At 61.9% G+C, this 18,415-nt stretch carries 18 protein-coding genes and 1 pseudogene; 6 read left to right on the forward strand and 13 right to left on the reverse strand.

Annotated features, from left to right (window positions below):
• The first annotated feature begins 3 nt into the window (after window positions 1-3).
• Together hypA and hypB are read left to right on the forward strand one after the other, a co-directional pair.
• Window positions 4-333 (forward strand): hydrogenase maturation nickel metallochaperone HypA, encoded by a 330-nt coding sequence (hypA, locus tag M0D66_RS36225; protein WP_093642837.1) that lies wholly within the window; start codon window positions 4-6, stop codon window positions 331-333.
• Window positions 333-1,361: a hydrogenase nickel incorporation protein HypB gene (hypB, locus tag M0D66_RS36230; RefSeq protein ID WP_308112733.1), complete on the forward strand. Its 1,029-nt coding sequence runs from the start codon at window positions 333-335 to the stop codon at window positions 1,359-1,361. The genes hypA and hypB overlap by 1 nt, the downstream gene beginning before the upstream one ends.
• A gap of 1,001 nt (window positions 1,362-2,362) precedes the next feature.
• Here the strand turns inward: hypB and hpaC are convergent.
• Window positions 2,363-2,911, reverse strand: a complete 549-nt coding sequence (hpaC, locus tag M0D66_RS36235; RefSeq protein ID WP_093642831.1) for a 4-hydroxyphenylacetate 3-monooxygenase, reductase component — start codon at window positions 2,909-2,911, stop codon at window positions 2,363-2,365.
• Between the two features lie 268 nt (window positions 2,912-3,179).
• On the opposite strand from hpaC, the gene M0D66_RS36240 reads away from it, so the two are divergent.
• Window positions 3,180-3,842 (forward strand): response regulator transcription factor, encoded by a 663-nt coding sequence (locus M0D66_RS36240; protein ID WP_256455024.1) that lies wholly within the window; start codon window positions 3,180-3,182, stop codon window positions 3,840-3,842.
• On the opposite strand, the gene M0D66_RS36245 is transcribed toward M0D66_RS36240, so the two are convergent.
• The 5 genes from M0D66_RS36245 to M0D66_RS36265 are packed head-to-tail and all read right to left on the reverse strand — an operon-like array spanning window position 3,832 to window position 7,861.
• Window positions 3,832-4,575: an SDR family NAD(P)-dependent oxidoreductase gene (locus M0D66_RS36245; RefSeq protein WP_266212769.1), complete on the reverse strand. Its 744-nt coding sequence runs from the start codon at window positions 4,573-4,575 to the stop codon at window positions 3,832-3,834. The two genes, M0D66_RS36240 and M0D66_RS36245, sit on opposite strands and share 11 nt — an antisense overlap.
• A 6-nt stretch (window positions 4,576-4,581) precedes the next feature.
• Complete coding sequence (locus M0D66_RS36250) at window positions 4,582-5,712, reverse strand: amidase (RefSeq protein WP_266212770.1); 1,131 nt, start codon at window positions 5,710-5,712, stop codon at window positions 4,582-4,584.
• Complete coding sequence (locus tag M0D66_RS36255) at window positions 5,709-6,224, reverse strand: nuclear transport factor 2 family protein (protein ID WP_266212771.1); 516 nt, start codon at window positions 6,222-6,224, stop codon at window positions 5,709-5,711. The genes M0D66_RS36250 and M0D66_RS36255 overlap by 4 nt, the downstream gene beginning before the upstream one ends.
• Before the next feature lie 20 nt (window positions 6,225-6,244).
• Window positions 6,245-6,622 (reverse strand): hypothetical protein, encoded by a 378-nt coding sequence (locus tag M0D66_RS36260; protein ID WP_200619362.1) that lies wholly within the window; start codon window positions 6,620-6,622, stop codon window positions 6,245-6,247.
• A 57-nt stretch (window positions 6,623-6,679) separates the two neighbouring features.
• A complete protein-coding gene (locus M0D66_RS36265; RefSeq protein WP_266212772.1) occupies window positions 6,680-7,861 on the reverse strand; it encodes an acyl-CoA dehydrogenase family protein in 1,182 nt (393 codons plus the stop codon).
• Window positions 7,862-8,113: 252 nt separating this feature from the next.
• Between M0D66_RS36265 and M0D66_RS36270 the strand changes: the two genes are divergently transcribed.
• Complete coding sequence (locus M0D66_RS36270; RefSeq protein WP_211707209.1) at window positions 8,114-9,604, forward strand: ATP-binding protein; 1,491 nt, start codon at window positions 8,114-8,116, stop codon at window positions 9,602-9,604.
• 7 nt (window positions 9,605-9,611) lie between these two features.
• On the opposite strand, the gene M0D66_RS36275 is transcribed toward M0D66_RS36270, so the two are convergent.
• Genes M0D66_RS36275 through M0D66_RS36290 form a run of 4 tightly spaced genes read right to left on the reverse strand, consistent with a single transcriptional unit; the run spans window position 9,612 to window position 13,168 of the window.
• Window positions 9,612-10,928 (reverse strand): MFS transporter, encoded by a 1,317-nt coding sequence (locus tag M0D66_RS36275; RefSeq protein ID WP_093642810.1) that lies wholly within the window; start codon window positions 10,926-10,928, stop codon window positions 9,612-9,614.
• 38 nt (window positions 10,929-10,966) lie between these two features.
• On the reverse strand, window positions 10,967-11,359 hold the full coding sequence (locus M0D66_RS36280) for a tautomerase family protein (protein ID WP_266212773.1): 393 nt from the start codon (window positions 11,357-11,359) through the stop codon (window positions 10,967-10,969).
• Window positions 11,360-11,387: 28 nt separating this feature from the next.
• Complete coding sequence (locus M0D66_RS36285; protein WP_266212774.1) at window positions 11,388-11,888, reverse strand: aromatic-ring-hydroxylating dioxygenase subunit beta; 501 nt, start codon at window positions 11,886-11,888, stop codon at window positions 11,388-11,390.
• The gene (locus tag M0D66_RS36290) at window positions 11,885-13,168 is read right to left on the reverse strand and encodes a Rieske 2Fe-2S domain-containing protein (RefSeq protein WP_093642801.1); all 1,284 of its coding nucleotides are present in this window, start codon (window positions 13,166-13,168) and stop codon (window positions 11,885-11,887) included. The genes M0D66_RS36285 and M0D66_RS36290 overlap by 4 nt, the downstream gene beginning before the upstream one ends.
• Before the next feature lie 104 nt (window positions 13,169-13,272).
• On the opposite strand from M0D66_RS36290, the gene M0D66_RS36295 reads away from it, so the two are divergent.
• Window positions 13,273-14,193 (forward strand): LysR family transcriptional regulator, encoded by a 921-nt coding sequence (locus tag M0D66_RS36295; protein WP_211707208.1) that lies wholly within the window; start codon window positions 13,273-13,275, stop codon window positions 14,191-14,193.
• A gap of 62 nt (window positions 14,194-14,255) precedes the next feature.
• Here the strand turns inward: M0D66_RS36295 and M0D66_RS36300 are convergent, their stop codons facing one another.
• Together M0D66_RS36300 and M0D66_RS36305 are read right to left on the reverse strand one after the other, a co-directional pair.
• Window positions 14,256-15,746, reverse strand: a complete 1,491-nt coding sequence (locus tag M0D66_RS36300; protein ID WP_266212775.1) for an MmgE/PrpD family protein — start codon at window positions 15,744-15,746, stop codon at window positions 14,256-14,258.
• A gap of 97 nt (window positions 15,747-15,843) precedes the next feature.
• Complete coding sequence (locus M0D66_RS36305; protein ID WP_266212776.1) at window positions 15,844-17,328, reverse strand: MmgE/PrpD family protein; 1,485 nt, start codon at window positions 17,326-17,328, stop codon at window positions 15,844-15,846.
• A gap of 225 nt (window positions 17,329-17,553) precedes the next feature.
• Here M0D66_RS36305 and M0D66_RS36310 point away from each other — a divergent pair, with 225 nt between their 5' ends.
• Window positions 17,554-18,261, forward strand: coding sequence for a GntR family transcriptional regulator (locus M0D66_RS36310; RefSeq protein ID WP_266212777.1), 708 nt, complete (start codon window positions 17,554-17,556; stop codon window positions 18,259-18,261).
• A gap of 32 nt (window positions 18,262-18,293) precedes the next feature.
• On the opposite strand, the pseudogene M0D66_RS36315 reads toward M0D66_RS36310, so the two are convergent.
• A pseudogene (locus M0D66_RS36315) lies at window positions 18,294-18,415 on the reverse strand (AraC family transcriptional regulator); the annotation flags it as partial.

Genomic DNA, 18,415 nt, shown 5'->3' on the forward strand with positions numbered 1-18,415 from the left:
GCCATGCATGAGTTGAGCATTGCCAACAGCGTCGTCGAGATTTGTGCGGAACAGGCCAACGGCGCGCGCGTGCGAAGGGTGACGCTGGAGATCGGGCGATTGTCGGCGGTGATGCCGGACGCGATCCGGTTTTGCTTCGACGTCTGCGCGAAAGATACAGCCGTGGAGGGCGCGACTCTGGAAATCATCGAGATGCCTGGGCAGGCACGTTGCCTCGCGTGCGGCGAGACGCTCGACGTCGATGTGCCGTTTGGGCAGTGCGAATGCGGGAGCGACAATCTCGAACTGATTTCGGGGCAGCAGTTGAAGATCCGGCAGATGGAGGTGGTGTGATGTGTACGACATGCGGATGCTCGAATACGCAGGGCGCGGCGGTGACCGATCTGGATGCGGAGGAGGCGGCGCAGACGCAGGTGGACGCGCAATCGCAATCGCAAGCTAAGCGAGAAGGCGCCGCAGCCGGCGCGCGTGAACCGTCGTATCGACGAGTGACTGACAATGAGCAGGGGCATGCGCACCTGCATCCGCAGAGCCATTCGCACGTGCGCGGCCAGCCACATTCACACGACTCGCAGTATCCGCACCATCACGAGCATGAGCATTCGCACGACGGTGTCCACGCGCATTCCCATCCCCATGAGCATTCACATGACGGCGACCACTCGCACGATCATAGCCATGCACATGATCACCCGCATAACCACGGGAGCGAGCACGTCACGTCAATCACCTTGGAGCAGGACATTCTGGCGAAGAACCAGTTGCTGGCCGAACGCAATCGCGGCTGGCTGGCGGGGCGATCGATTCTCGCGCTGAATCTGATGAGTTCACCGGGCGCGGGCAAGACTACTTTGCTCGAGCGCACGATCCGCGATCTTGGCGAGACGTTGCCGCTCACGGTGATTGAAGGCGACCAGGCGACGCTTAACGACGCCGAGCGCATTCGCGCCACGGGGGCACGTGTGGTTCAGATCAATACCGGCACGGGGTGTCATCTGGATGCGGAGATGGCGTCGCGGGCGCTGACGCAACTCGATCCGCCGATGCATTCGGTTGTGGTGATCGAGAATGTCGGCAACCTGGTGTGTCCCGCGTTGTTCGATCTTGGCGAAGGGGCCAAGGTGTTGATTCTTTCCGTCACGGAGGGTGAGGATAAGCCGATCAAGTATCCGCATATGTTTCGGGCTTGTTCGTTGTTGTTGTTGAACAAGATCGATCTGTTGCCGTATTTGCGGTTTGATGTCGAGAAGTGTATTGGCTATGCCCGGAAGGTCAATCCTGGGATTGAGATTCTGCAGGTGTCGGCGCAGAGCGGCGAAGGGATGGAGACTTGGTATGCGTGGCTTCGGGCGATGCGGTAGGGGTTTTTGTGCCTGCTCGGCGCTTTTGTCAGTGTTCTTGGGGCTTTGGCCTTTCCTTGTTTTGTTAGTGGTCTATTAGCGTTGCCCCTGTGCGGGGCGGCACCTACTTCTCTTTGCCGGCTGCAAAGAGAAGTAGGCAAGAGAAAGCAGCTCAAACCGCTAATGCTAAGTGGGCACCGTGGTCTGCTGCGGGTAGTGGTGCATCTGGAATCTGGGTTCGTGCCCCTGCATACGCCAGTGACAAGGGCGTCATACTTCCGGCGGCGCTGCGCGCGCCGAAGAGCAGTTCATAAAACCACCCGCTACGTTTTAACGTCTACGCCTCGCCACCGGGCCGTGGCTCGCCCTTGCACCGCCGCAGCTGTGACCGTGATTGAGGGGCACCGACGTCGGGGGTTCTCGGGCGAATGCAGGAGCGCGTCGCCGAGGCGAAGCCGACGGCCCCCTGCAGACTTGAACCGAAGCCTGTGGTTTCCCATGCAGACCCGTCCGCGACGCACGCAGTGCGGAGTGGGAGCTGATGAGCCCCTTGTCACTAACGCGGAATGTGCGAGAACACGGATTCCAGATGCACCACTACCCATGGCAGACCACGGGCCCCACTTAGAATTAGCGGTTTAAGCTGCTTTCTCTTGCCTACTTCTCTTTGCAGCCGGCAAAGAGAAGTAGGTGCCGCCCCGCACAGGGGCAACACTAATAGACCACTAACAATGCAAGGAAAGGCCAAAGCCCTAAGAACACTGACAATGAGCGCCACGCAGGCAAAAGAGGAATTCAGAACTTGTGCCGCAGGACCACCCGTGCTGCCAAAGAACAAAGTATTCGGATTGGCGACATCGAGACAACCCACACCCAGCGCCAACGGCCCATTCCCTTAATCTGATCGACTGTTTCGTTGAAGCCGTCGCGGCGGCGCCGCAGTTTCAGTTCGATACCGATAGCGCGGGCGTAATTTAAGCAGGCCACGCGCCGCGGCTGGTTTCAATCGTTCCCGTCGCACCTCAATGCGACGCCGAGCGCTTGATGCGGTGGAAATTGCGATCGAAATAGATCAAGCCATCGCCATCCGTGCGCACGCTGATGCAGGTGGTTTTGACGAACATGACCGAGTGCGAACCCACTTCCTTCAGATCGACGATCTCGCCCTGCAGACTCGCGAGTGCGTCGCGCAAAACCGGCACGCCGTGCGTGCCGTCGTCCCAGATCGGCCAGCCAAAGCGTTCCTCCATCGGCACCTGCGTCATGCCGGCGAAGTGACGCGCGAGCAGTTCATGCTCACCGGGCAGTACGTTGATGCAAACATGCCGGTTGCGTTCGAAGGTGGCGTGCATCGCGCTCGAGCGGTTCAGGCAAACGAGCAGCGTGGGCGGCGTATCGGTCACCGAGCACACGGCGCTCGCGGTGACGCCGCAGCGTCCATGCGGACCAGCAGTCGTGATGACGTTCACGGCCGCGGACAGATGCGCCATGGCCTGACGGAATTGCTGCCTGGCTGCCAGGTCAGGATCGGCGGCGGGAGTCGTTTGCGTTACTTGCGAGGTCGGTGTCATGTTCTGGGTTCCTGGGGCGCGGTAGGGATCTGGATTCAAGCGTAATCAATCCACGCGCGGAAAAAAATCAGCGCGAGCGGTGCGCGTAGAGGCCTCTTTCCCAGTCCGTCTAAAGGTTTCCCCAATGCCTGTCTGCATGGTGCAGCGTATGAGCGATTTTTATCGCCGCCACAGGGTAATTATCGCTTTGCAGCGCTTTTTCCACTGGTTATCATGAACCCGCAAGACGCTTCGAATTGCACCCATCCCGAACCGTTCCACAGACGCCATGTCCCAGCAGCCTCAGTCCGCTCCGTCCCTCGCACCGATCGTCTATATCGTCGACGACGATAACGGCATGCGTACCTCGCTCGCCTGGCTGCTCGAGTCGGTCGGCGTGAAGTCGGCGGGCTTTGCTAACGCTAGTGAATTTCTGAGCGCGTTTGATCCGAACGTGCCCGCGTGCCTCGTGCTCGATGTGCGCATGCCGGAGCAAAGCGGCTTCGACGTGCAAGCGGAGTTGAACCGTCGAGGTGCGACGCTGCCGATCATTTTCGTCAGCGGTCATGGCGACATTCCGATGTCGGTGCGGGCTTTGCAGAATGGCGCAATTGACTTCGTCGAGAAGCCGTATAACTCGCAGCAGATGCTCGATCGCGTGCAGCGTGCGTTGAAACTCGCGTCGCAACGTCATGCTGCCGATCAGAAGCAGCGCGAGTTACGCAAGCGCCTGGCGTCGCTCACGGCACGCGAGAAAGAAGTGCTGCGCGGCGTGATCGACGGTAAGGGCAGCAAGCGTATCGCCTCCGATCTGTCCATCAGTGTGAAGACCGTCGACGTGCATCGCGCAAGCATCAAAGACAAACTTGGCGCGGCGTCTATCGCGATGCTGGTGCGCGACGTAATGGCGGTGTGGGATCAGGAGGCGGCCGCGTCGAGCACTAACGCATGAACAGGCCGCCGTTCACATCCCAGCATGCGCCGTTTGCAAAGTAAGCGTTCTCAGCAGCCAGCATGACCGCGACATCGGCGACATAGTCCGCTGAGCCCAGACGTCCCGCCGGAATGTTGGCGATCACCGCCTTCAGTTTGTCGGCCGCGACGCTCTCGTGCACGATCGGCAGATCCATCGGCCCAGGCGAAATTGCATTGACGGTCACGCCCGCTGCGCCGAGGTCACGTGCGAACACCTTGGTCAATGTAATGACACCGCCTTTTGCTGCGGCATAGTGCGCGCCGGTGGCCGATCCGCCGTTCTGTCCCGCCAGCGAGGCGATATTGACGATGCGGCCCGCGCCGGCGTCGGCGAAATACTGGCCGAACACCTGGCAGCCGAACAGCACGCTACGCAGGTTCACGTTGATCACCTGATCGAATTGCTCGGCGGTGATCTCCATCACGGATACGACTTTGGATGCGCCCGCGTTGTTGATCAACGCGTCGATGCGGCCCCAGCGTTGCAGGATCGCATCGCGTGCGGATTCGAATGCGCTCTTCGAGGTGACGTCGAGATTCAGTGCGAAGGCGCTCGAGCCGTCCGCGCTCAGATCGCGGGCGAGGGCCTGTGCGGCATCGAACGCAATGTCGCCGATGGCGACCGCATAACCCGCTGCATGAAAGCGTGTGGCAATCGCGGCGCCAAGACCACGCGCGGCGCCGGTGACGAGTACGACTCTTTTCTGCATTGCTTTTTACTCCGAGATAAGAGCGGCTTCAAATCGCGCCGCAATCGCGCACACCTGCTCATCCGCCCCTTTGCGTCCGACGATCTGCAAGCCGGCCTTGAGCGGCGAGCCATCGATAGGCAAGGGCAAGCTCAGTGCCGGATGGCCACTCAGATTGAACGGCCGGATCAACGACGACATGGCGATGACGGAGGTGCCGCCGCGTGCCTCGTCGAGCGTGATCGGCAGCGCGGAAAGTGTGGGCAGAATCAATACGTCCACGCTTTCAAGCGCGTGATCGACAGCGGCTGTGAATTGCCGACGCACCGACTCTGCCGCCTCGCATTGCGCCGCGGTTGTATTCGCAGCGGCGCGCAGCCGTGCGTCGAGATCGGCGCCGAGCTTGCCGCTTGCCACGAGATGGCCGAACGCATGAAAAGTTTCTACGTTGATGATCGCGAGGCCTGCTTCGAAGGCTGCGGCAAGCCCTGCGAGTTCCAGCGTGCGAGCGGTGCAATCGGCTTGGTCCGCGGCGCGCGTGACGGCTTTAAGGATTTCCGGCGCTGCGTCGACCTGCACGATACCGACGTTCCACGCGCCGCTTCCTGAAACTTGGGCCGCCTGCGTGTCGAAGTCGGCGGTGATCGCCTGCATCGCGGCGACGATCATTTGCATCTCGCGCGCGAACGGCCCGACGCAATCGAGCGTCGATTCACGCGGTGCGACGCCGCGCCGCGAGACGCGTCCAAAAGTCGGCTTCAAACCGATTACGCCGCAACACGCGGCGGGGCCGCGAATCGAACCACCGGTGTCCGTGCCAAGCGCGGCATCCGCAAGCTTCAAACCAACGGCCGCCGCCGATCCACTCGACGAGCCGCCAGGAATGCGCGAGGCGTCCTGGGGATTTTGCGGTGTGCCGGTGTAATCGTTGATACCCGTCATGCCGAACGCGAGCTCGTGCATATTCGCCTTGCCGACGATGTGCCAGCCGGCATCGAGCAAGCGCTCCACGACTTCCGCGTGCTGCTGCGCGGGTGGTGCGTCGGCCAACGCACGGCTCGCCGCCGTGGTCGCATAGCCGTCGATATCGATCGTGTCCTTGATCGCGATGCTGGGGCCTGTGCCGCCTAACGACAAAGTCTGGATAAACTCGTTCATGGGTTCGGTTTCCTTGCGTTGACTTGCCAGGGCGCATCGAAAAGGCGTTCGGTGCGAAAGTGCGTGATGAGCCAATCGTGGCCATTGTCGGCGGGTGCGAAATCCACGTCGAGGCGCGCCGAGATCAACTCAGCTTGCGCGTCGACATAGCCGGACGCTTGCAGCATGATCCAACGGCCTTTCGCGCTTGCGCCCCGCACCTCGATGGTTTCCGACGTGAGGAAATGCACGTTGACCGAGAAATGCGGCGATGGCGGCAAGTAGCGCGTGAGCATCGCGAGAATTTCCGCGTGACCTGTGAGGTGGCCGAACTTGCTCGCGTACTGCGGGCCGATGCCTTCCCAGATCGCGTCGGCAGCGAAGAGGGCCGCAAGCGTCTCGCCCTCGAGCGCCCCCGAGGGCACGTCGCAGAGCGCCATATAGCGCGCCATCGTGCGGCGCACGGCGGATTCGGCTTCGAGCGCGGCAAGCCGTTCGGTCAACTTGGCAAGCGTATCCGGGTTCTCGTTCATCGCATCGTGCTCCGGCGCGTTCAAGCCGCGTTGGCGTGTTGCGGCGGCACTTGCAGCGCGCGGCCAACGCGCGCTTCGATCTTGCCGTACCGCCACAGGTTGTATTCGCCGACCGGCGTGGTGCGATACAGATTGCACACCGCCACGGCGGTATCGAAGTCGCGCACGTCGGCCATGATGTAGAAGGTCCACGGCGAGTTGTCGGCATTGCCGACGGTCAGGCGATCGTCGTCCATGATGCCGAGCACGTTGACGCCGTCCATCGATTCGACGGCAGCCAGCATCTTGCCGTAAGCCTGCCAGACTTCGCCGATTTTCTCGCGCGGCAAGTCGAAGAAATTCTGCGTCACGCCGCAGCAGAACAGAACGCGCAAGGGCAGGTTCGGGTTATCGGACATTGTGTGGTTCTCCATGAAATCGTTTGAACGGCAAAATCAACAAAATCAGAAAATAGCTTACAGGTAGCCCGGAATCGGCGGCACGCCGACGAACACCGCACCGGCGCCGTCGAAGTTACCTTCGCCGAGGAACGCGTGCTGGGTGACCACCATCGCGTCGCGCACCAGGCGTTGCAGCGGATGCGAGCGATAGATCGCCATCGTGCCACCGAGCCGGTAGGCGCGCTGCACGACGTCGGCGCCTTCGCGAGCGATCTGCGTCGCGGCGAGCCGCAGCAGGCTGGTCTGCTCGGGTGTAACGGGGTTGCCGGCGAGGATCGATTGCCAGACGTCGTCAGTGGTGTCGTAGAAGAATGCGCGGGCCGAACGCAATTGGGCTTCGGCTTTCGCGAGTTCGATCCGGTAGTACGCGCGGTCGGCGAGTTGTGGCGCGCCGGTTGTCGTCTTGCGGCCGCCGGCCATCTGGTTGGCGACATTGAGCGCCGCGCGTGCGAGGCCGAGGTTGACGACGGCCAGCACTTGCGCCGCGTAGGCGATGGTCGGATAGCGATACAGCGGTTCGTCCACGCACGGTTCGCCGCCCCGCACGAAGGTCCAGTCGTCGGTGACGAACTGATCGGTAACGCGCAGGTCGTGACTGCCGGTGCCTTGCATGCCGACCACGTCCCAGTTCTCGACGATCTCGACCTGATGCGGGCGGAACACGGCGGTGCGCGGTTTGCCGGGCGCGCCAGCGCTTGGGCCGGCCGCGCCAATCCCCACGCCAAGCCAATCCGCGCCCTTGCAGCCGCTCGCGAATTTCCACGTACCGTTCACGCGCCAGCCGCCGTCGGCAGGCTGAGCGGCTTGTACCGGGAAGAGACCGCCTGCGAACACCTGATCGGGACCGTCGGCGTAGATCTGCGCCTGAGTGGCCAGCGGCAAGGCCGCGAGATACACGTTCGCCGAGCCGAAGCTCGCGACCCAGGCGGCTGAGCCGTCCGCTACCGCGATACGTTCGATCATGTCAAGAAACGCGGTAGGCGCGAGCGCATCGCCGCCAAAACGCTTAGGCGTTGCCGCGCGATACACACCCGCGCGTTTGAGTTTGGCGATGACATCGCGCGGCACATGCGAGAGGCGATCGAACTCTTCGCGCCGTGCGGCGATTTCGACGATGACGTCGGCGAGCGGCAAGCGCGCTGCATCGCGGCTGGCTTCTGCGACGGCGGCAACAGTGTCGATGGCGGTGTCTGACATGGCGGGGGCATCTCCTTGATTCGTTATCGGCTGGAACACGAGGCACGTTTCGGTCGCGGGCAAAGACGCCGACGACGGCGCGTGCAGGGTGAAGCCAGTCTAGAAATGCAAAAAGAACGCTTCAATTGGGACGCAAGACGTGTTTTTAGGTACGGCGCCGGGGGTATCTAAAGAAATCTTCAGACGCGAATCATGCCGACTGGTGTTATGTTCCTCCACGTACGCGATCGAACTTTTGTGCAGCCTCGCCCGATGAATTTCCCCGCCGAAGAAGATTTCCACCGCCTGCTCGACGCGCTGACGCTGTGCGTGCTGCTGCACGACGCCGAAACGAAGGCGATCGTGTGGGCCAATCGGGCAGCTTGCGAGGCGCTCGGTTTCACGCTTGAGGAAATGCTGCCGCTCAAGGCGAAAGACATGACCCGGCCGGTACCGAAGTATCGGCGCGAGATCGGCGTCGGGGCCATGGACCGTGCGATCACGGAAGGTCCGCAGGTCTACGAGTGGTGTTACCGTTCGCGCACGGGCGCCGACATGCTGTCCGAAGCCATTGCAACCTACGTGCCTTTGCAGGAGCGTGCGGTGGTGATGGTGCAGTTTCGCGACATCAGCGTCGAGGACACGCTCAAGCAAACGCTGCGGCGCTATGAGTCGCGGCTGCGCGAGTTCATGCAGGATCTGGGTGAGGGCGTGGCCGTACTGACGCCCGCGGGCGAAGTGGAGTTCGTCAGCGAATCCGGACGGCGTGTGCTGGGTCTGGAAGAGGGCGCGCCGATGGGCGACGTGCTCGACTATTGCAGCGAGCCGGATCGCGACCGGCTGCTCGAACAGCTCGCCACCGCACCGCGCATCCAGCCTTCGCCACCGCAGCGTTATCGCATCACGCGCCGCGACGGCACGCCGGGCTGGTTGCGCATCACCTGCCGACGAATCGAGATCGAAGACGACCTCAACGGCCGCCTCCTGCACTTTCGCGACATCACGGACGAAGTGGCTATCGAAGAGGCGCGCCGTAACGAGGCACGGCTGCTGGAATACGCGGGGCGCTACAACGCGATGGGCGAAATGGCGACCGCCATCGCGCACGAGTTGAGTCAGCCGCTCGCCGCGGTGCGCAATTTCATCGAGGGCGCGATTCTGCGGCTCGGCCAACCCGGTCCCATCGACGATGCATTGTGGGGCCTGCGCAGCGCTGATCGCCAGGCCGAGCACGCGGCGGTGATCATCAAGAGCGTGCGCGATTACATTGTCAAGCGGGAGCCGAGCGAGACCCAGGCGGACTTGCGAGACGTCGTCGCGGACGTCGCATACTTCATCGAATTGCGCGCGAGAGACGCAGGCGTTGCGGTCACGATCGAGCAGGCACCGGAAGTCTTGCCGGTGTATTGCGAGCGCGTGCTGATTGGCCAGGTGGTGCTGAATCTGGCCTTCAACGCGATCGAGGCGCTGACTGAATGCCTGAATGCCGCTGCGCGGCGCGGTGAATTGCGCCTCGTCACCAGCCTGCGCGGAAAATACGCGCTCGTACAGGTCATCGACAACGGCCCGGGCGTGCCTGCTGAAGCGCACGGCCGCCTGTTCGACGGGTTTTCTTCGTCGAAGGCGGGCGGCAACGGCATCGGTTTGTCGCTGTGCAAAAACATCGTCACGCGGCATGGCGGCGAAATCTGGGCCAAACCGGCGCGGCAGGGCGGGCTTCAATGCAGCTTCACGCTGCCGATTGTGGCCGCTCCCGCCGGCTGATCGCATTTCAGTCATGCGCCGTGTTGATGTTCTTCGGAATGGTCACGAGTGTGATCGCGGTGATGAGGCCGAAGCCGATCAGCATCAACGCGACTGGCCAGGGCGCATGGAACTTCGAATACAGCGCGATAGCGACGAGAGGTGCGAGTCCGCCGGAAAACACCGAGGCAATTTCATGGCCTAGCGCCATGCCCGAATAGCGGACCTCGGTGGGAAAGAGTTCACCCATCAGCGCGGGCTGTGTACCGATCATCGCGGCGTGGCAGAAGGGCAAACCTAATGCGAGCGAGAGGAACACCAGCAACGGTTCATGCGTATCGATCAGCCAGAACGCGGGAAACGCGATCACGACGAGGCCGAGCGCGCCGATCATATACACCGGCCGCCGGCCGATCACATCCGATAGCCGCCCCCACAGCACGATCGTGGCGAGTTCGAGCAACATCGCGAGCATCACGCCGCCGAGCATCACCGAGACCGGCACACCGATCGTCTTGCCGTACACCAGCACGAACGAAAGGAAGATATACGTGCCGCCGTTTTCGGCGATACGCAGCCCCATGGCCTGCAATACCTGCTTCGGGTGATTGCGCAGCACGGTCAGCACCGGCATGTGCTTCGGTTTGGCCGCGGTAAAGTCGCGGCTCTCGGGCAGGCTTCGGCGAATATAGACACCTACGCCGAAGATCAGCACGCTAGCGAGAAACGGCAGGCGCCAGCCCCACGACATGAAGCTCTCTACTGGCAGCCGCTGCACCAGATAGAACGCGGCCGCCGACAGCACGAAGCCTCCCGCCACGCCCAACTGACTGAACGATGCGTAGTAGCCACGGCGATTCGCCGGTGCGCTCTCGCTGATGAGCAGCACGCCACCGCCCCATTCGCCGCCGGATGCGATGCCTTGCACGACCCGCAAACAGATGAGCGCGATAGGCGCGAGGAAACCGATCTGCGAGAACGTCGGCAACAGGCCAATGCCGAAGGTCGCGACGCCCATCATCATCAGCGTCACGACGAGCGCGCGTTTGCGGCCATGCCGGTCGCCGATGTGCCCGAACACGATGCCGCCTAGCGGCCGCGCCAGGAAGCCGATCGCGAAGCCCGCAAACGCGGCGAGGGTGCCCATCAGCGGGTCGCCGTGCAGCGGGAAGAACAACGGCCCGAAGATCAGGGCCGCGGCCGTGCCGTACAGAAAAAAGTCATACCACTCGAGCGCGTTGCCGATCACGGAGGCGACGATGATCCGCCGCAGTGTCCGCGAGGTCGCAGGCGCCGCTGGCGTGGCGGCTGATACGGCCGAGGGAGAAAGCGTGTCGTTTGGCATCGTCGTGCTCGCTGGTTCGCTTGTGGGGGGAAGGGACGCTAGCGCCCGAGTGACTTCGCGGTCTGGCCGCCGATACCGAAGTCGGTATTCGGAATGTCTTTGATCATCACGCGGGTGGCGTCGAGCGGCGAGTCGAGCACAGCAGCACTCGTTTCACTGAGCATGGCGATCAGCGCGGTCTTTTGCGCGGGCGTGCGGCCCGCAATCAGGATCGCGACGATCACGAGCAGCGATGCGCGGCTGCCTGCACGATCCGCTGCGCTCGAGCCGCCGATGCCGAAATCGTGCGGCGGCAATTCACTCAGCAGAACTCGCACCGATTCGGCGGGTGCGCTGATCGCGTCGACAGTGGCCTGAGTGAGACCGGCAATCAGTTGCGCTTTACGCGCTTCTGCGTGGCCGGCCGGTAGATAAACCTCTAGTGTGGGCATTGTTTTGCTTCGCTTGCGTTTCGAGAGTTCACAGCAGGAACCCGATCGCGCTGAGCGCCTCGGTCGAATCGATCAGGCGGATCACCTTCTGCACGATGCGTGGCTCGCCGCTCGCGAAACTGATGCGATGCGTGAGATCCGCCGCGAACAGGGTCGACTTGCCGCGTTTGTACGCGACGATGACCTGCGCCGAGCTCACCTCGACCTCGTCGCTCGTATCGCTCGACAGCGTGAAACGCGAGACCGTGCGCACGGTGCGGGCGGCGTCGCTCGCCGAGGCCGAATAGCCGGACGTCATGCGTTGCACGCGCTTTTCGCGCATGTCCTGATCGTCGTATGCGTAGTTCAGCGTGGCGGCGAAATCGGTGGTGTCGTGATCGATCGGCACCACGTAGAAGCCTGCCGGGTCCCACAGCGAAAGCCACGCGTGATAGTCCTTGCGGTCCAGCAGTTCGGCTTCCCGCCAGATCAGTTCGATCGCGCCGGCAAAGGTCTTCTGCGAGAACAGCGTGTTCCTGTCATCCATCATGCTTGCTCCATCATCGTGCGCCATTGCGCGTACGCTTCCCGCATCCCGGTTTCGTCGGTAGCGTGGGCGGTCTTTTCGCCGTTCGGCGCGGTGCTCTCGCGATTCAGGCCGCGGTTCACGAGGATCGGCAGATCGGGGCCGGCATGCGAGCCGCGCTGCACGCGTTCCCATGCTTCGGCGTCGTCCGGGCTGCCGAAACCGAATGGGCCCTGGAAGTGCTCGTGAATACGCAGACGCACGCGGTTCGCTTCGTCGGGGCCGCCGTCCATGGCAAGGGCGACGTGACGGATTTCCGTCTCGTTTGCGGAGATGGGCCGCAGCACGCGGAAAAACGCCATCGAGAGTGCAAGGTTCGGAAACAGATTCAGGTTGAACCCGACGCCCATCAGCGAGCGCACGATGCGGCGCACCTCGTCGGGCGTATGCTTTTCGCCAAGCGTGGCGGCGAGTTCCTGGAAGCGTTCGGGAATGGGCGCGCCGTCATCCTTGTCGAGATCGACGAGTTCCGGCACCAGCACGGCGAGGCTATGGCCGTTGCCGAGTGAGCGGCAGAAGGCTTCGTCGCTTGTCATGAAGCTCGTGATCGCCGCGGCGGTTTCGTCGTCGATCGATTTCATCCACGACTTGTGGACGACCGGGAAGTGATACAGGTCGGTGGTGTTTTCGAGCTGGATCTTCCAGTTACCGTTAAAGCGGAAGCGATGTTCGCCGTTGGCTTTGATAGGATAGCCCGCGCCTTGCTTCATGAAGAGGTCGATCCACGGCTTGGCGCCGCCGAGGAAATCTTCGAGCGGCTCGATCTCCTGATTAAAGCTCGCGAAAATCAGACCTTGATAGATCCCCACGCGCAAGCTGGCGAGCGGCAACTCGGTCTTGTCGATCACGCCTTCATAGCCGTCGCCATAGGGCAGTGCGCGCAATGCGCCGTCGAGGCCATACGTCCAGCTGTGATACGGGCACGTGAAGCCTTTCGCATTGCCCTTGTGCTGTTCGCAGACCGTCGCGCCGCGATGGCGGCAGCGGTTCTGCAGCACGTTGACGGCGCCGCTCTTGTCGCGCACCACGATCACCGGCTGACGGCCGATCGTGGTGGTGCGGAAGTCGCCCGGATTCGGCAGTTCGCTTTCGTGCGCTACCCAGATCCACGTCTTGTAGAAAATGCGCTCGAGTTCGGTTTCGAAGACCGCCGGGTCGTAGTACAGCGAGGGGGCGACGCGGTCGGACTGCGCGCGCTGATACAAGGCGCTCGCGTCGACGGTCTGATATGAGGAATCGCTCATCGTGGTGTAGGTGGGGTGGTCGATGGAGCAAAGTCTCGCTGAGCGACTGATATGCGTCAAATTGATCTAAAATAAAATATAAAATCAATCTCATGGATATCTAGATGAATTCGCTAGACCACGTCGACCTCAATCTGCTACGCGTTTTCCAGGCGATCGTCGAGGAGCGCAGCCTCACGCGGGCCGGTCAGCGGCTTGCGCTGTCGCAGCCGGCAATCAGTTACTCGCTGGGGCGTTTGCGAACCCTGTTCGACGATCCGCTGTTTATTCGCACGCGCGCCGGTATGCAGCCCACGCCGATCGCGCTCGAACTGTCGGGCATCGTCGCGCGGGCGCTGGATACGGTGCGTGAGGCGCTGCGTTACGCGGAGCATTTCGATCCTGCGGCGAGTACGCGCACGTTTCGCTTATCGCTGTCCGATGCGGGCGAGTTGGCGTACTTGCCGCCGATTTGCGAGGCGTTGCACCGGCAGGCGCCGCGCGTGAAGTTGCGCATCGAGCCGCTGCCGGTGGAAGAAATCGAAGATGCGTTGCGCGCCAGCCGGCTCGATTTTGCAATCGGCAATCTGCCGACCTTGACCGCGCGCACGCGTCATCAGGCCCTGTTCGAAGAGACTTACGTTTGCATGACACGCAAACGGCGCGGCCTGCCACGCACGAAAGAACTGGCCATGAAGACGTTTCTGGACGCGTCGCACGTGCAGATCACGTCGGTCGAGCACAGCCACTATGCACTCGACGATGCGTTTCGTGCGCAAGGTGTGGGCCGGCATATTGCGTTGGAGCTACCGCATTTCGTGGCCTTGCCGAGCGTGCTGGCCGTGACCGATCTGTTCGCGACGCTGCCGCGGCGTCTTGCGCAGATTTTCAATCGTGATGGCGGGTTTCAGCTCTACGAGTTGCCGGTTACGTTGCCGATGGCGGCCGTCACGATGCATTGGCACGAGCATTTCGATCAGGACGAGGGCAACGTTTGGTTGCGCAATCTGATGGGCGATATCGTGCGGCGGTTTGATGAGCGGTGAAACGGGCGCCCGACGAGTGCCAAGGATTTGGCGTCGCTGAGCGCTTTTGGCTGCCTTTTCAGTTACTGCGGTAGCGCGGACAGGGCGATTTCGCCGGCGCTGTTCAGCTGCTCGACTTGCCAGCACGTGTCGATCAGCTTGCGTGTTCGATCCGGCGAGAGAATGCCTTCGGTCAGATCCGAGAATTTCTTCTCGAGTTGCTGATCGGTCATCGGCACTTCGGTGCTGCCGATCGCGTGCTGGATGAATTTATGCAGCTTGCGCCCATCCTTTAGCGTGATGGTCATGTCAACCTGCTCCGGTTTGACCGCCGGGTCGATGATGGTATTTACCTTCTCTCGCAGTGCCACCGTCATCGGGTCACGTACTTTCGCGTCGCTGAACTGCTTTTCACCCGCTGCTCCGTCGATCACGGCAATCGCCACTGCGTGATAGATGCTGAACTTGCCCTCGAGGCCGATCTGCGGGGTCTTCTTGCCGGTTAGTTCGATGACGAGAGGATTCACGCGCAAATCGATACGGTCGATCTGCTCAGCTTTCAGATGGTATTGATTGCGAAGCTGGATTGCTGCGTCGATCGCCGGGTGGATCACGATGCCGCACGCAAAAGGCTTGTAAGTGTTTAACGTCGACTCGTAATGGGAGCCTAAGCCCTCGGTGATTTCGCGGTAGTCCTGTTTGGTGCTGATGGTGTTCGCCCATCCCCGTTTCGCTTCGATCATGCCGTCCGAACTGGTGTAATCCTTGCCTGCCAGCAGCGCGGCGAAAATACCATCGGTGGCCGCGCGTCCTGGGTTGAAGCTCTTGTTCATCGAGCCGAAAGATTCCCGCAGCCCGACCGGCTGCGACGCGGCGAGGCCCAGTGCCCAGATCATTTGCTGAACGCTCAAGCCCATGAGTTTGCCGGTCGCCGCCGCCGCACCGAATACACCGCACGTGCCCGTGATATGCCAGCCGACATCGTAGTGGTTCGGATATACGGCATTGCCGATGCGCAATTCCGTTTCCACGCCGAGCACGAGCGCATTCAGAAAGTCTTTGCCCGACACTGGACGATACTGTGAGTACGCCAGAATGGCGGATACGACTGGACCAGCCGGATGAATAATCGTCTTCAGATGGGTATCGTCGTAATCGAAAATGTGACTGCTGACGCCGTTGATAAACGCCGCGTTCATGATGTCGAAGCGCTCGGTACGGCCAAGCAGGTTTGCCTGCGGCGCCCCGGAAAACGGTGTGAGCGCCGCCACTGCGCGATCCACGGTTTCGTCATGCGAACCACCGACAGCGACTCCGACCCAGTTCATCAATGTCCGCACGCCCTCCTTACGGACCTGAGCGGGCAAGTCCTGATAACCAGTCTTGACAATAAACTCCGCGAGGATGCGCGTGACTTTCGGCGGGTGTGCGGCGTCGCCGTTGGTGGGCGCAGGCACGGGGGGCGCACTGGCTGCGTCTGGCGCTTGAGCGAATACCACCTTGCTGGCGGCCGCCGATGCCAAGGCGCCCACAGCACCTGTTTTCAGAAAATGACGCCGGTCGATCGTAGACATGAAAATTGTCTCCTTCAGGTTCGATATTCGATAGCCTGGACGGCAGTTTTCACCTTCAAGGCTTGTTGGATGTTGGATGAGCTCGCGCAAGGACACGTCATGTCGTGATCAACGGCCTGAGTTCGCGAATGTCCTTAAGCGTCTCCAGGTGGTTAATTCTCTCGATCAGCCTGGCGGTTTTCGCCGCGCCGAGTACGGGCGCCATCAGATCGCGCGCTTTCGCGTTGACGGCCTCGGTGGACAGCGGGTTCTCCTTCGTGCCGGGCGGAAAGCGCGTGAAGTGGTCTACGGTGCGGCCATCCGTCAGCGTGACTTCTACTTTGGCGCCGCGCGGCGCGGCGGGGTCCATCAACGACTGGTCAGGTTGCACGGTGACTTTCGCGCGCTGCGCGACGATCACTGGATCGTGCATCAACGCGACATCGTGACTGTCGCGAAACGACACCGCGCCTTTGACCAGTGCGAGCGCCACCAGGTGCTGACAGTTGACGTCGGGCATCGCACTGTCGCCGACGATGCCTTCCGCGTCCGACGGAATCCGGACGACGATGCTGCGCACGTTATCCGGCGTCAGGCCGTACTGCTTGCGCAGGCTCAGCAACGCGTCGAGGGGCGACTGGATCGGATAACCGACCGAGTAAGTCTTGATGGCCGTTTCGGTCACGTAGAAGCGGGTGCCGAGTCCGTCGAGCATGGCTTGCGGGTTCGGCTTCGTCGATAGCGCGATGAACAGGTTGTGCGTGCCATCAAGCACATCGTAGACGCCGGTCATACCCGACCGAACCATGCCGACTGCCGTCACGCCGTTGCGCGCACCCATGCCGGCAAAATCGAAGGCCTTTTCGATGTGGTCCTTGTCCTTGACCCAGCTCCATAGTCCCGACACCTGTTGCGCCGAGTAGGAAAGTGCATAGCGCATCTGGGTTTCGTCGAGCCTCGCCATCGATGCCGCTGCACCGAGCGAGCCGAACGTCGAAGCGGTGCCCTCGGCACTCCGATGCGAGCCTCTCACGAGATCGGGCCCGAGTGCCATCAACAGCCGACAGGCGAGATCGTATCCGAGTGCGACAGCACGGATCATTGCCTCGCCGCTTTGTGCCTGATGTTCGCCGACCGCGAGGGCCGCCGGCACCACCGAACTGCCGGGATGCGCCTTTGTCACCGGCTCGAAGTCATCGGTTTCGTCGGAGTGTGCGCACATGGCGTTGGCCAGCGCTGCGTTGACGGTCGTCGTGCGAAACGACGAGCCGATCACCGATGCCTGCGGTTCGCCACCCAATTCGCGCACGTAGTTCGAGGCCATCATGCCGGGCCGCATCCGCGCGCCAGAAACCATTGCGCCGAACGTATCGAGGATGCGCTGCTTGCAGGCGACCATCGCCGCCTCGGGCAGCGGCGTATCGCGCGTCGACACCATGTAACGCGCGAGCTGGCCGGTGATATCGGCGCCTTTCGCGGCCTCATTGCCGTCCTCGTTTGCCGCGCTGGCGACGCGCAGCGGCATGATCGATAGCGCCGCCAGCGCGCCCGCCGATCGCAGCAGCCGGCGACGTGCCGATATGAAGTCTCCGTCCATGAACATGGCGTCTCCGTGGCTTTTTATGGCATTGTGTCGGGACCTTAGTGTCGACACTTTTGGCGGTCTAGTCAAATATTACGCTGGATTTTGGCAAAACGTACGCCAACTGTGCTCACTTTGATGGAGATGAGAAAGACCTGCCGTCCTTGAGGCAGGGGGCGAGTCGGCACCGTTTGGTAGAGTTGGTTTGGTGGCGCGGCAGCCATCCCGATCGAATGAGGAGTTGTGATGAGCCAGAATGTCGACAGAAGCAGGATAGAAGAGGGCACCGAATCGCCGCCGGTCACGGAGATCGTCGACTGGGTGGCGCGCGGAATCATCGAGGGGCGACTGTTGCCCGGCGACGATCTGAACTCTGTCGATCTCGCGAAACGGTTCAACGTCAGTCGCACACCGGTGCGCGAGGCGCTGTTCGTGTTGAGCCGCGAAGGACTGGTCGACTGGTCGCCGCGCCACCGCCCGCGCGTGTCGGCAGTCAAGCTGAAGGACGTGCGCGAGATCTATCAATTGCGCGCGATTCTTTACGCACAGGTGTCGGCCGCGATTGTCGAACACGCGACCGACGCCGACATCCAATCGCTCTGGGACGCTCATCGCCGTCTCGCCGAAGTTGCCGCGCGAGGCGATGTAGACGGCTATTTCTGGGCGAACGTCGCGTTTCGCGACGAGGAACTCCGGGTGTGCGGTAACGGCATTTTCAAGGAAGTGCTGGACTCGATGCGCATGCGCACCAACCGGTTGCGTCGTTTGAGTACGTCGTTGCCGGGACGTTTGCAGCGCTCATGCGCCGATCATCAGCGACTTTGCGAGGCGTATTCGGAGCGCGATGGGGTGCTTGCAGCAGCGCTGAACCGGTCGATCGTGTTGAGCGCGCTCCAGGCAATCGAGCAGGCATGGGATCACGTGCCTGAAAGCGGCAATATCGCGACTCCGTAGACCGTATTAAAGCTGTCGCCGTTACGTGCGCATCACGACAGCCGCAGCCGCCTCACGTCCTGCTGGGGAGGCGCGCCGAACAGACGGCTGTACTCGCGGCTGAACTGCGAGGCGCTTTCGTAGCCGACCTGGATCGCGGCACTACCCGCGTCGA

Source organism: Paraburkholderia sp. SECH2, from assembly GCF_030464795.1.
GTDB lineage: Bacteria > Pseudomonadota > Gammaproteobacteria > Burkholderiales > Burkholderiaceae > Paraburkholderia > Paraburkholderia aspalathi.